8 protein-coding genes are annotated in these 13,555 nt (G+C 61.9%); 4 read left to right on the top strand and 4 right to left on the bottom strand.

Features of this window, described 5'->3' with window-relative positions:
* Nucleotides 1–19: 19 nt before the first annotated feature.
* The 4 genes from rfbH to AC6IZO_RS12145 form a co-directional block, all read right to left on the bottom strand.
* The gene (gene rfbH, locus AC6IZO_RS12130) at nucleotides 20–1,333 is read right to left on the bottom strand and encodes a lipopolysaccharide biosynthesis protein RfbH (RefSeq protein WP_497805061.1); all 1,314 of its coding nucleotides are present in this window, start codon (nucleotides 1,331–1,333) and stop codon (nucleotides 20–22) included.
* Nucleotides 1,326–2,306 carry a GDP-mannose 4,6-dehydratase gene (locus tag AC6IZO_RS12135; RefSeq protein ID WP_497805062.1) on the bottom strand — a complete coding sequence of 327 codons (981 nt, stop codon included), beginning with the start codon at nucleotides 2,304–2,306 and terminating at the stop codon, nucleotides 1,326–1,328. The genes rfbH and AC6IZO_RS12135 overlap by 8 nt, the downstream gene beginning before the upstream one ends.
* A complete protein-coding gene (rfbF, locus tag AC6IZO_RS12140; RefSeq protein WP_497805063.1) occupies nucleotides 2,299–3,078 on the bottom strand; it encodes a glucose-1-phosphate cytidylyltransferase in 780 nt (259 codons plus the stop codon). The genes AC6IZO_RS12135 and rfbF overlap by 8 nt, the downstream gene beginning before the upstream one ends.
* Nucleotides 3,079–3,193: 115 nt before the next feature.
* Nucleotides 3,194–5,314 carry a hypothetical protein gene (locus tag AC6IZO_RS12145; protein WP_497805064.1) on the bottom strand — a complete coding sequence of 707 codons (2,121 nt, stop codon included), beginning with the start codon at nucleotides 5,312–5,314 and terminating at the stop codon, nucleotides 3,194–3,196.
* Nucleotides 5,315–6,125: 811 nt separating this feature from the next.
* On the opposite strand from AC6IZO_RS12145, the gene AC6IZO_RS12150 reads away from it, so the two are divergent.
* The 4 genes from AC6IZO_RS12150 (at nucleotide 6,126) to AC6IZO_RS12165 (ending at nucleotide 13,407) form a co-directional block, all read left to right on the top strand.
* On the top strand, nucleotides 6,126–6,827 hold the full coding sequence (locus AC6IZO_RS12150) for a tetratricopeptide repeat protein (protein WP_497805065.1): 702 nt from the start codon (nucleotides 6,126–6,128) through the stop codon (nucleotides 6,825–6,827).
* Between the two features lie 160 nt (nucleotides 6,828–6,987).
* Nucleotides 6,988–9,312, top strand: coding sequence for a tetratricopeptide repeat protein (locus AC6IZO_RS12155; protein WP_497805066.1), 2,325 nt, complete (start codon nucleotides 6,988–6,990; stop codon nucleotides 9,310–9,312).
* Between the two features lie 193 nt (nucleotides 9,313–9,505).
* The gene (locus AC6IZO_RS12160) at nucleotides 9,506–11,800 is read left to right on the top strand and encodes a spermidine synthase (protein ID WP_497805067.1); all 2,295 of its coding nucleotides are present in this window, start codon (nucleotides 9,506–9,508) and stop codon (nucleotides 11,798–11,800) included.
* A gap of 224 nt (nucleotides 11,801–12,024) precedes the next feature.
* Nucleotides 12,025–13,407 (top strand): tetratricopeptide repeat protein, encoded by a 1,383-nt coding sequence (locus AC6IZO_RS12165; RefSeq protein WP_497805068.1) that lies wholly within the window; start codon nucleotides 12,025–12,027, stop codon nucleotides 13,405–13,407.
* The last annotated feature ends 148 nt before the right edge of the window (nucleotides 13,408–13,555 follow it).

Here is a 13,555-nt window from a genome sequence, read left to right on the forward strand (position 1 = left end):
CTGTCCGGGTTCTCCGCGCCTACTTGCCGCGCGTCACTTCATGCAACGCGTCAATCATGTACTCGATCATCTTGCCGGTCAGTCCCGGGTAAACGCCGATCCAGAAGACGCGGTTCATGATGCGGTCGCTGTTCGTCAGCGGCCCAATCACACGATGCGCAATGCCTTCATACGCGGGCTGCCGCAGCAGGTTGCCGCCAAACAGCTGGCGCGTGCCAATCTTCTTCTCGTTCAACCGGCGCATCAGTTCCGCGCGATCCAGCCCGGTCTCCTCGCGCAGCAGCAGCGGGAAGCCGAACCAGCTCGGCTCGGAGTCCGGCGTCGGCTCCGGCAGGATGAAGAACTCCTGCAGGTCCTGAAGGCCGAGATGCAGATGCGCGAAGTTGCGTTTGCGCGCATCGATAAAGCCCGCCAGCTTGCCCAACTGCGCCACGCCGACAGCGGCCTGCATGTCGGTGGCCTTCAGGTTGTAGCCGATGTGCGAATAAATGTACTTGTGGTCGTAGCCGTGCGGCAGTCCGCCCAGCTTCCAGTCGAAGCGCTTGCCGCAGGTATTGTCCTTGCCCGGCTGGCACCAGCAGTCGCGGCCCCAGTCGCGGAAGCTCTCAATCAGCGTGCGCAGCAGTGGCTTATCGGTAAGCACGCAGCCGCCCTCGCCCATGGTGATGTGGTGCGCGGGATAAAAGCTCGTGGTGGCCACGTCGCCAAATGTACCCGCCATCTGCCCCGCGAACTTTGCGCCCACCGCGTCGCAGCAATCCTCCACCAGCCACAGGTCGTGCTTCTTCGCGAACTCAGTGATGGTCTTCAGGTCGAACGGATTGCCCAGCGTGTGCGCCGCCATGATGGCGCGCGTCTTCGGCGACAGCGCCGCCTCAAGCTGCGTGGCATCAATGTTGTAAGTCGGTATGTGCGCGTCCACAAAGACCGGCACCAGCCCGCACTGGATGATCGGATTGACCGTGGTGGGGAAACCGGCGGCAACCGTGATGACTTCGTCGCCCGGCTTCAGGCGCTTGTCGCCCAGCTTGTGCGAGGTCAGCGCCGCCAGCGCCACCAGGTTTGCCGAGGAGCCGGAGTTGACCAGCACCGCCTCGCGCAGCCCGAAAAACTTGGCGAATTCGCGCTCAAAGGTCTCCGCAAAACGCCCGGTCGTCAGCCAGAAGTCGAGCGAGGATGACACCAGCATCTCCAGCTCGCGCTGATCAAAGACGCGGCCGGAGATCGGCACGTTCGAAACGCCCGGCTCGAACTCCTTCTTCGGAAACGCCTCCAGGTAGTACTCGGCCACCAGCGAAAGAATCTGCTCGCGCAGCTCGTCTGCCCTACTCACGGCTCAGCGCCTCCTTGTACCAGGCGATGGTGCGCTCCAGGCCCTCGTCGAGCGAGAACTCCGGCGACCACTTCAAAAGCTGGCGTGCTTTTTCCGCACTCAGAAACTGGTGGCGGATCTCGTGCGACGCCTGATTGAGAATCACCGGCTCCAGCTTGCTGTTCATCTTCTTCAAAATGGCGTTCACCAGATCGAGCACGCTGATCTGCGCCTCGTTGGAGAAGTTGAACGCCTGCCGGCAAACGGCCTCATCCTGCGTCATGCGCTCGGCCAGCAACATGTAGGCCGCCGCGCCATCTTCAATGTAGAAGTAGTCGCGGACAAAGTGGCCGTCGCTGCGGATGATGGGCGCCTCATTGCGCAGGATGCTGCGGACAGTGCCCGGCACAACACGGTTCCAGTTCAGGTCGCCACCGCCGTAAAAGTTGCCGCAGCGCGTAATCGAAACCGGCAGGTTGTAGGTCGTCATGTACGACTGCGTGATCAGGTCGGTGCAGCTCTTGCTCACGTCGTACGGGTGACGGCCCTGGAGCGGCATCTCTTCCGTGTAGGGCAGCACCGTCTGGTCGCCGTAGGCCTTGTCGCTGGAGGCCACGACAATGGCGTTCACCTTGGGCGAACGGCGGCAGGCTTCCAGCACATTCCACGTGCCCTGTATGTTGCTCTCAAAGGTCGAAACCGGGTTGCGGTTGGCAATGCCGACGATGGTCTGCGCCGCCAGGTGGAAGACCGTCTCCACCTCGTACTCGCCGAGCGTGCGCTCCAGCAGGTCGGCGTCGCGGATGTCTCCGCGCACGACGTTCACCTTCTCAAGCAGTCCCTGGCGCACCATCTCACTCTGCGGAACCCAGTCACGCAGCAGCACGCAGACGTTGGCGCCGTGCTCCACCAGCCGGCGCGTCAGCCAGCTTCCCAGCAATCCGCTTGCGCCGGTCACAAAAACCGAGCGGTCCTGCCAATATCCGTTACTCATTCCAGACCTTCCACGGAGCCTGGTTCGCAGCCCAGAGTCCGTTCAAATATTCGTATTCGCGGTAGGTGTCCATGGCGTAGAAAAAGCCGTCATGCTTGAAGGCCATCAACTGGCCTTCCTTCGAAAGTTTCTCCAGCGGCGCGCGCTCCAGCACGCAGTCATCGCCACTCAGATAGTTAAAGATCTCGCGGTTGAAGACGAAGTACCCCGCGCTGGCCCGTCCGCTGGTGCGCGGCTTCTCGATGAAGTCGGTCACGCGTCCGCTGGCATCGGTCTGCACCACGCCAAAACGCGAGCTGGGCGTAACCGCAGTGACCGTGGCGATCTTGCCGTGCGCCTTGTGGAAGGCGAGCAGCGCTGGAATGTCCACGTCGGCAACGCCGTCGCCGTAGGTCATCATGAACGTGTCGCTGTCGATGTACTTCTCCACCCGCTTGAGGCGGCCGCCGGTCATCGAGTTCTGGCCGGTCTCGGCCAGCGTCACCTTGAAGCCCTGCTCGCCGTGCTTGCCGTGGTACTCGATGTTCGAGTTGCGGCCCAGGCCGATGGTGAAATCGCTGTTCATCGCCTCGTAGTTCAGGAAGTATTCCTTGATCATGTTGCCGCGGTAGCCGAGGCAGAGCACGAACTCGCGGAACCCCGAATGGGCATACAGCTTCATGATGTGCCACAGAATCGGGCGACCACCGATTTCAACCAGCGGCTTCGGGCGGTACTCCGTCTCCTCACGCAGACGCGTTCCAAGCCCACCGCACAGCATCACGACTTTCATAGCTTCTCCTGAACCTGAACAAAACCGGAAGTTACAATTTTACCGTTGCCCGGGCAATTTCCGGGTGCTCAAACACCCTATTCTCGCGCACTTGCCGCCCTTCGCTCCACACCGTCTAGTTCCCGCCCGTGGAGGCGCCCCGTGTGGCGGCAGCGGCGTCGCCACAACGTACCACACGCACATGCGGACTGGTGAAGATTACGGGACGGCTGCGCACCCAGGTATTTGCGTACCACGCCGGGTCTGTGTCGGTCACCAGCAACGCCGACACCTTGAAGGCATGGCACATATCATCCAGATACTCGTCGTCCTGCGGGGCTGGCGCCTGGAACAGCCGCGCAAAGTTGTTGTAGACCGGCTGACACTTCTGCTCGTCTCCGCCAAAGGCCACGCCGCACTGCTCCAACCCGGAAGCGGCAGGAAAGTCATCGAACAGCAGCTGCGAAGCATAATCCTGGCGGGCAGGATTGGCCTGCACCAGCGCCTGCGGAGGTAGCTGCGCACGCACCGCATCAAAGGCCTGGCGCATGCCAAGCGTGCGATTTCCGTCCATATTCTGCGTTGGCATCATGTAGCCGGTGATGGCAGCGTTGTGATCAAGAAGGATAGGGCCAAAGCGCAGAAGGCCGAGTTGATAAATGTTCGCCCCAACGCCCAGCACCAGCGAGATCACGACCAGGCGCCGCACGAGCCATGTCGCGGCCTGCGCTCCGCCCTTCCACCAGTCCTGCAGCAGCGGTACGGACCACAACAGCAGAATGAATTGCGCCGGCAGCATCGCCCGCATGCCAAGGTCATTGCTGGTGATCGAGGTGGACTCAACGAACGATCCGATCAGGAAGCTCGCGCCCAGCAGCGACCAGCACAATAGCTCTTCCCGCTCCGGCTCCTGCTCCTTGCCGCGAAGTTGGCGAAAACGGAGCGCGCCCACAAGAAGAAAGAACCCAAATTCCAGGGCGTAATTCAGCGGCATGGAGACCAGGTTCGCCAGCGCAAACCACTTGGGGTCCCGCACACCATGCCGTAGCATCTCCAGTCCCAGCAGCGTAAAGGGACGGATTGCAAACCTTGCGAATGCCTCCTGCGCGGAGGCGGCAGAGGCAGTCCCCGCCGCTTTTACCAGGCCCAGGTAAGGAAGCGCGGCAATAATCGCAATTGCTCCGGAGGCGCCCAATGCCACCAAATCCGCATACCAGCGCCTTGCGATGCACACCAACGTCCAGATGACGCCGAAGACCGCGAACACCAGCGTGACGTAAATGCCCAGTCCGGTTGAGCTGGCAAAGCCAAGCCCCGCCACCACCACCGGCCCAATCTTCCGCGCACCCTCCAGCTTGGCCGACTGATGAATGAGCAGCAGCGCGACCAGCGCCGCAACCAGCGATGCCACATAGTGCGGAACCCAGAGCAGCGACGTCATCCAGCCCGCCACCTGCACCACGTTCCACCACTCCATATCCGTCTGGATGCGGTGCTCGTGCAGCAGAACGTAGAGCGTCGGAATCAGGTCCAGCCCGGTCACCAGCAGCAATCCCGCGCCCAGCACGGCGTTGCGTGCAACGGTAGAGCCGCCCCGCACGATGAAGCGCAGATACAGGGCAATGGCGGCCATCAGGCCCAGCCCCGCCCAGATGGCTCCCCCATAAAGCGCCAGCAAAGGATGAATGCCAAGCAGCTTGGCCGGCAGCGCACACACCAGCATCCAGAAGTAGTGATAGCGCAGCGGCACCGCGTCAAACGCGGCAAAAAACGGGTTCGAGGGAGGAATGGCGCGCATGGCCGAAGCGGTAAACGCCTGGCGCACGCAGTAGTCAAACGCGCTATCGCTGAAGAAGAGCTTGCCGCCAAACTGCAGATGCATCAGCGAGCCGATGGCAATCAGTGCCCAGACGCCGGCCGCGCCCCAGGCCCACCGCTCCGCCGGCTCGGCGGGCTTCAGCGTCAGCTGCCTGAAGTTGCGCGCGACAATCACGAGGAATGCGGCCCAGATCAGGCCAAAGGCTGTCCAAATCGCCGTGTAGCCGCCAAGGCATCCCAGCCAGAAGATGAGAATGGGGCAGATGGCGATGGAGAGCGGAACGCTCATCACCAGTTGCGTGATGCTCCGCCGCTGGCGGAACTGCATCAGATCCAGCAGCCAGCCCAGCACCGCGCCCGGCACCACGAGAAACAGGGGAAACGCCAGAACGGACGCCAGAAAGCCGCCCAGGTCAGTCAGCATGTAATTGGTCTGCATCAGGCTGGGAACACCCTCACAATCGGCTCAGTCTCTCTCCACAACCGCCTGTGGCCCCTGGCCGGGCTTACTTCTCCAGGATGCGAACGCACAAAACGCCACAATTTGCCTTAGAAATCATCGCAGAACGCAGTCCGCCGGCGACGTGACGCCTGTCACACGCTCCAGATAAATCTAATTCTAGCGGTGACTTGAAGGATCGTCGACGGCGGAGTTGACGGGCTGAACGGCGCATGCCCGCCACCCTGGCTCTCGTGGCGGAGGTCCGCTGCGCCGGACAATTCGTGGTGCAGACCGGCGGCAAGGTGGCGCGTTTTTCTTTCCCGCAGCACGCCTGTTCTCCGCCGCTCTGCACGCGCCATTGGCAAGTCAGACCGAGCAGATTCCACCACGGGAGCCGACCGTGCGCCGACGCGAACTCATGAATACCGCGCCCCTGCTGCCACGCAGTTTGCAGGCAGAACCCGCGCCGGGAGTCATCCCCCGGACGAGGCCTGATTGAGGCGGACCGATGCCTTGAAGTGGCAGGCATTCGCAAGCCCGCCAAGGATTTGTGGGTAAAATTCCGCTTTTCCGGGGCATATGCCTCAACACAATTGCACAAGGGGCTTGTGACCTTGAGAAAACACGCCACATAAGTCATTGAAAAATTAAGAAATAATTATATTTTTGAATATGCTTGGTTTGGCACTCCGGCTGCGATTCCGACTGAGAGCCCCGTTCTAGAATCTCTTCTGGTCGTAATCCGAATCGATCCAACGAGAGTTCAAGCCAGAACGAATTCAGGTGCCTTAGGAGTCCTTGAACGAACATGAGCAACGCAGAGAATCAGCCCGTGGAAAATCAGCCTGCAAAGAATGCGTGGAGTTCTGTCCAGGCCTACGCTTTGTCCATCATCTGTCTGGTCATTGGAGTTGGAGTCGGATATCTGGTGCGCGGCTCGGTGGCGTCCCAACCCAGTGCACCGGCTCCGGCCATTCAGCAGCAGGCCCCCAGTGGCATGGGGCAGATGGGCGGCATGTCCGGCGGCGCCCCAACCCCGGATCAGCTGAAGCAGATGGCTGATAAGCAGGTGGCACCTCTGCTGGAGAAGCTGAAACAGCAGCCCAACGACAATGACACCATTCAGAAGATTGCCGCCTTCTACTTCGCGGCTCACCAGTTCGACGCCTCCGCCGAATACTACGAGCGTTCTGCAAAGCTGCAGATGACGGCCGAGATTCTCACGCGGCTGGCCAACTCCTACTACTACGGCGGACATGCCGACAAGGCTCTGGCCACCCTCAACCAGGCCCTCCAGGTCGATCCCAAGTCTGCGGACGCCCTCTACAACATGGGCGTGCTGAAGTGGCGCGAGCAGGGCGACAGCAAGGGCGCCATCGAATGCTGGGAAAAGCTGCTGAAGGCGAACCCGAACCATCCGCATCGCGACCAGGTGAAAAAGATGATCGACCTGGTGAAAAAGCACAAGACCATGGGCCCCGGCGACAAGCAAAACGCCCCGGCAATGTAATTTCTGCTGACGGGATCGAGCAAGAGGCGATGCCTCCACGCGGAGCGCATCGCCTCTGCTGCAACAGGGGGACTAGAAACCCGGACGAGAACAACATACCCTTCGTGTTGGCCTCACAGAGTCCGTCCCCTGCGCTGGATCAGGCAACCGACGAGGCCTCATGGCAAACGCAGTTCACAAGCCCCAACCAGTGGAAGGCAGCCGCCTTTCTTCCGGGAGAATACTTTTTGTTGTCACCGCGGCCGCCGCACTGGTCTATGCACTGCTGGCCGGACTCCGCACGGTGGCGGATTTTGACCTTGGTTGGCAGCTGGCTACGGCGCGCTGGATTGTGCAGCACCATCAGATTCCCTCCACGGACGTTCTCTCCTATACAGCCCTTGGGCAACCGTGGATCTACCCGGTTGGTTCCGGTCTGATTTTTCTTGGCGCGTTTTCTCTTGGCGGATACGCACTTCTCTCTTGGCTGGGAGCTACGGCCTGTGTCGCCACTATTGCTCTGCTGCTGCGGCGTGGCACGGCATGGACCGCGGCGATTGCAATTCTGGCCGTGCCCCTGATCGCAAACCGCACAACGCCGCGTGCAGACATGTTCACCGTCGTGCTGTTCGCTGCATTCTTCAGCCTGCTCTGGGAGCACTACGAAACCGGCCGGGGCCGCTTGTGGCTGTTGCCCCTACTGACCGCAGGCTGGGCGAACCTGCACCTCGGGCTGGTTTCGGGCATCGCGCTCTTCGGCGGATATGCACTGCTGGAGCTGCTGGACATGCTGCAACCGGCGAAGCGCCAGGCTGCGATGGAGCACCTCCGCCGCGCGTGGCCGTGGTTCGCGCTGACTCCGCTTGCGGCCCTCGTGAATCCGTGGGGCTGGAAGAACTATTCGCATCTGCTGAACTTCATGACGCCGATGGCGGCGGCAACCACCTCGAAGCAGCAGATCGCCGAATGGGCTCCTGTCCATCTCAGCTGGAACCTCATCAAGTTCGGGCTTTGGCCGCGTTGTCCGGATTCCTTTGTTCTGTTGCTCTTCGTGGTTGCCATTGCCGTTCCGGTAGCGCTGCTGCGCCGGCAGATTGGTGCTGCGCTCCTGCTGTGCGGCGCAACCTTCTTCGCGCTCCGCCATCTGCGATTGCAGGTTCTATTCGCCGTGATCGTCGTGATCATTGCGGGCGCGGTGCTCTCCTCCGCGGTCAACGCAATTTCAGAAGCAACCGTGGACCGTCGCTCGCGGAGCATTGCCGCTGTCTCAGGCTGTGCGGTATTGGTTCTGCTGGTCACCGTCTGGTGCGCCGACCTGGCAACCAACCGCTACCACATGCAACGGATCGACATCTCCGAATTCGGCACGGGCCTGAGCTGGTGGTTCCCCACGCGCGCCGCCGAATTCATGGAGCGTGAAGGTATCCCCGGGCAGCTTTTCAACACCTACAACGAAGGCGGCTTCGTCGCCTGGCGGCTTGGCCCGAAGTACCCAAACTACGTGGATGGACGAGGCGACCCGTTCGGGGCACGGATTGTGGGACAAAGCGCCGAACTTGTGGGGACAGCGCCTGACGCAAACGCATGGAAAGAGACGGCCGGGCAATACAACATCAACTCGATGCTTGTCCCGATCTCCCGCTTTGACGGGCTGCAATTGTTTCCGCTGCTGCGCCAGTACTGCACGAGCGAAACCTGGAAACCCGTCTACATGGATGAAGTTTCAGTCGTGTTTGTGCGTGCGACCGCGCAGAACGCGGAGCTGCTGAAGCGGCTGCAGATCTCCTGCGAGACCGCGCCACTGCCTGCGACCGCGCCGGCCGGCAACAACAGCGCCGCCTTTAACCAGTGGCTGAACGCCGCCAATGTCCTGATGGCCCTGGGGCGCAACTCCGAGGCCTATACCGCCGCCACCCGCGCGCTGGCCGTGTTTCCGGACAGCCCATATGGGCGCTTCCTCCGTGGAGAGATTCTGGAACAGGCCGGCGCATTGAATGACGCGGAGAAGGAATACTTGGCCGCCGTGGACCACCCAAGCAACGCGCTGCTGGCGCAATGGATTTGGGTGCGCCTGGCGGAGATATACGGCGCCGAACGCAGATTCAACGAGTCGATTGCGGCCTGGAAGCAGGTGGTGGACCTGACGCCGGAGCCGCACATCGCCCAGCTTTCGCTCGGCTTTGTCTATTCAAACGCCGGGCAGCCGGGAGAGGCGCTGAAGACCTTTGAGCAGGCGGAGGCCTCGGCGAAGGAAAGCTCTGCGGATGGCACTGAGGTAGACAAGCTGTTTTACGCAAATCTCGCGCATGGCCGGACCGTGGCCTACGAAGCGGCGGGCGATCTCAATCGCGCCACCGAGCAGGCCGAGGAAGCGGTTCGTGTTGCACCAGAACAGCGGGAATACTGGATCGCGCTGGTGGGGCTGTACAACCGGCAGGGCCGGTACGCAGAGGCGCAACGCGCCACGGAACGCATGTCAGGGGTGACGGCAGCGTCTCCCCGATGAGTGCGCGCCGGGCAAGGCCCGCGCCCATCAGGAATGCGCGGCGAAAGATGCGCGTACAAAGTTCACGCCGGGAGTCAGGCAGAGTCTCGGCGAAGGAATTGGGCATTTTCGATTGATTCCTAATTGAATTCCGCAGGCCTGTTCCTGAGCGGGCCTGCTAATACGAGGACGTTCAGTGGGCAGCGAGACGAAATTGATTGATCGCGTTGACGGCGATCCGGGCACAACTGTATCGAAGAGCATCTGGCTGCTGTTTGCCTGCTGCTCCTTCCTGAGTGCTGCACTGCTCTTCCAGGTGCAGTTGATTGTGAGCAAGCACATCCTGCCGTGGTTCGGCGGCTCGGCAGCCGTCTGGACGACCAGCATGCTGATCTTCCAGGCGCTTCTGCTCGGCGGATACCTGTATGCGCATCTGCTGGCTTTGCGCCTCGAACGCCGAACCCAGGTCTACGTGCACGTTGGGCTGCTGGCGCTGGCCCTTCTGGCAATTGCCGTACTGGCCGTGAAGTGGCCCTCGGCAATCACGCCCGGCGCGGCGTGGAAGCCTGCGGGAGCGGCCAACCCTGTACTGGCCGTCACATCGGTCGTACTGGTCTCCGCCGGACTGCCGTTCTTTGTGCTGTCCACCACGGGGCCGCTGTTGCAGAGCTGGTTTGCCAGCATGGGCGCCGGCGCACGCACCTACCGGCTCTACTCCATCTCGAATCTGGGTTCGCTGCTTGGGCTGGCGACCTATCCGTTCCTCGTGGAGCCGAAACTTGGCACGCTGCGTCAGGGGCAAGTGTGGTCGGCGGCCTTCTGCGTCTTCGCACTCTGCTGCGCGGCCTGTGCCGTGTTGGCCAAAGACCGCAAGGCACTCGTGGAGGCCGTCACCGAAACTCCGCAGGCGGAAGCCGCGAGGTCTCCGTTTGCGGGCTGGCTGTGGTTCCTGCTTCCAGCCTGTGCCTCCGCGCTGCTGCTGGCAACCACCAACCTGCTCTGCCAGGAAGTTGCCACCGTCCCGCTGCTTTGGGTGCTGCCGCTGTCGGCCTACCTGCTCAGCTTCATTCTCTGCTTCGACCACACCCGCTGGTACAAACGAGCTGTCTTTCATCCGGCATTCGCCGTGTGCCTGTTCGCAACCTGCGCCGTCATGATCACCGGCAACGCTCTGGCCGAGCTGATCTGCGTGCCCATCCTGCTCTTCCTGGGCTGCATGATCTTCCACGGCGAGTTGGTGCTGCTCAAGCCGGAGCCGCAACGCCTCACGGCCTTCTACCTGGCAATCTCCGCCGGTGGCGCGGCCGGTGGCTTGTTCGTCGCCATCATTGCTCCGAGCTTCTTCTCGTCGTTCATCGAATTCCAGATCTCCCTGGCGCTGGGAATTGCGCTGACCCTGCTCTGCCTGTTCCTCGACAAGAACTCGTGGGTGCAGCGGTCGACGCCGCTTCTGCCCATCGGCATCACTCTCGGCACCCTGCTGGCGGCGGTCGCGCTCACGCAGTGGCTGCCGGAGCTTTCACCGACGCTGAGCCGCGTGCACTTCTACCCGCTGGCGCTGCTGGCCGGAGCCATCGTCAGCTTTGGTTCGGTCATCCTTGAGAAGGAATCCGCCGGGAAGTCGAGCTTCCGGTTCGTGCAGGTCGCGGTGATCGCGCTGGCGCTCTTTGCCATTGCCGCCTTGTACCGGACCGCGCAGCCGCGGGAGAACCTGGTGCTGAGCCATCGCAATTTCTACGGCATGGTCAGCGTTCTCCGGCAGCCTTCCGCGCTGGAGCTTGTGCACGGACAGATCACTCACGGCATCCAGTTGTATCCGCCCATGGACGGCTATCCGACTTCTTACTATGGGCCGGGAACCGGCATCGGAATTCTTCTTGAGAACCATCCCAAGCGCGCCATCGCGCCAGGCGCGTTGCGCGTCGGCGTTGTGGGCCTTGGCGTGGGAACCCTCGCGGCTTATGGCCGCCCCTCCGACTCCATTCAGTATTACGAGATCAATCCTGATGTTCTCAAGCTCGCCAGCGGCCCGCAGCCGATGTTCACGTTCCTGCGGAATTCCGCGGCCCGCGTAGGCGTTTCACTCGGCGACGCACGCCTTTCCCTGGAGCAGGAAGTGGCCGCCGGCACCGAGCCCTACGACGTGCTCGTGCTCGACGCCTTCTCCGGCGACGCGATTCCGGTTCACCTGCTCACACGCGAAGCCTTCGAGTATTACTGGCGGCGCGTCGATCCGGTGTCGGGCGTCATCGCCGTCCACATCACCAGCCGGCACATCAACCTGATTCCGGTTCTCCAGGGAATTGCAAAGTCGTTCGGCGTGGACATGCTGATTGCCTACAACCAGCCGCAGGGCGCTACCTTTGAGAGCTGCTGGGTCGTCCTTGCCCGCACCCCCGTGCGCGACATGGTGCCTCCGCTGGCAAACGTCGCAGTCGTACCGCGGGACGCAATCGCACCCGTCCTGTGGACGGATGACTACAGCGATCTGTTCCGGGTGATTCGATAAGACGTGAGCAGCCGGCTCACCGTAGCCGGTTGCCAGCAAGATCACTCGCGCTCGTTTGTCGTACACACAATGGCGCAAGCCGCCGGGCACACATGCTCGGCCGACTTGCGCCAATTCTTTTTGCGAACCACAATCATGGCAAATCCAGATAACGGCCCAATCTTTTTCAGCCCCGCCTCGAATCACAGACCATGCGGCGCCCCAGCCAAGTTATGATTGGGCCTATGTCAAAGAAGCTCCAGGTTGGCGCAATCTTAATCATCACCTTCTTGCTCTTCCTGCCTTCCGCGCGCTACGGGCTGGTCTCCGACGATCATCTGCTGATCGAGATCAATCCGAGGATTACGGCCTGGTCGTATGTGCCGGGATACTTCACCACCCACCTGGTCGCTCATCTTCCCGGGCAGATGACTCCGTACTACCGCCCGCTCTATCTGCTCTGGTTGCGCCTGAACTTCGTCGCCCTGGGGCCGGTCAGCCCTATCTGGCACCTGGCATCGGTTCTCCTGCACGTTCTGGTCACGGCAGGCGTATTCGCGCTTGCCCGCAAGCTCACGGGAGACTTCCGCGCCTCACTGCTGGCGGCCGCTCTGTTCGGAATCCACCCCATCCACACGGAAGCTGTCTGTTGGATTTCCGACGCGCAGGACCTGCTGGTGACCGTGCTGCTTCTGTTCAGCGTTTATTTGTTTGCGATAAAGAAGGGCGCGATTTCCTTCGCATCCGTTCTGCTGGCGACGCTGGCCATGTTTGCCAAAGAGCCAGGCATCCTGGCACCGGCGCTCATCTTCATCTATGCCTGGAGCCGCACAAACTGGAAGGAGAGCCTGGCGGCCTCGGTGCCGTACCTGCCTCCCGCGCTGCTTTACCTGTTGATGCGGCGGCAGGCACTCGGCCCGTTTGCCGGAGGCGGCCCGGCAACCATGAGCATCTCCGACATGGTCTACACCTGGCCGGACGTACTCTTCCTCTATGCGAAGAATCTGCTCTGGCCCTTCCACCTCAGCATGAGCTATGCCGTCCACACCATCCGCTCCGTGTGGCCGCTGCTGCTGGTTGCCGCTTGTGTCGGCCTGCTCGTCTGGTGCCTGCGGAAGGCCTCGGCGAACGTACGGTTTGCCGCGCTGTGGGCCGGGCTGACGCTGTTGCCCGCGCTGGCCATCCGTTACCTGCTGGCGGGCGAGTACGTTCACGACCGTTATCTCTACCTGCCGACGGTGGGCCTCGCGTTGCTCGCCGCCGAGCTGTTGCGCAGAGTGAACCTGACGCCGCCGCGCACGGTTGCCGTCGGACTGGTGGCGGTGCTGCTCTGCGGTGTCACCGCCAGCGAGTGCCGGATTTGGCGCGATGACGAGACGCTTTACAAGCGAAGCATTGAAGTAGCGCCCAACAATACGCTGCCCTTGGTGAACCTGGCTGGAATGTATCTGCGCACGCACCGCGACGCGGAGGCTCTGCCCCTGTTGCAGCGCGCCATCGCCATCGACCCGAACGACAGCGATGCCTACTTGAACCTGGCGCGGTACTACGACCAGCGTGGCGACTATGACAATGCGAGGAACTACTACAATCTTTATGTCAGCCATCTCGCAAGAACGCCGCAGTAGGCTCCGCAACACCGTCGTGGCGGCATCAGCCATGAGCCCGGGATTGGCCGCCATGCACGCGGGGACGCTGGAGAGCCCGTTATGTGACCAGAATCACACATCGGCACTCCGGCCTCGGTTAGACTGGCTGGGCGCGGGTGTTGTTCCG

This window comes from Oryzophilus luti, from assembly GCF_059726245.1.

Bases quoted from the DNA above. Each gene is read 5' to 3' on its own strand.
- AC6IZO_RS12135 (WP_497805062.1), bottom strand. From the start codon at position 2,306: ATGAGTAACGGATATTGGCAGGACCGCTCGGTTTTTGTGACCGGCGCA.
- rfbF (WP_497805063.1), bottom strand. From the start codon at position 3,078: ATGAAAGTCGTGATGCTGTGCGGTGGGCTTGGAACGCGTCTGCGTGAG.
- AC6IZO_RS12145 (WP_497805064.1), bottom strand. From the start codon at position 5,314: ATGCAGACCAATTACATGCTGACTGACCTGGGCGGCTTTCTGGCGTCC.
- AC6IZO_RS12150 (WP_497805065.1), top strand. From the start codon at position 6,126: ATGAGCAACGCAGAGAATCAGCCCGTGGAAAATCAGCCTGCAAAGAAT.
- AC6IZO_RS12155 (WP_497805066.1), top strand. From the start codon at position 6,988: ATGGCAAACGCAGTTCACAAGCCCCAACCAGTGGAAGGCAGCCGCCTT.
- AC6IZO_RS12165 (WP_497805068.1), top strand. From the start codon at position 12,025: ATGTCAAAGAAGCTCCAGGTTGGCGCAATCTTAATCATCACCTTCTTG.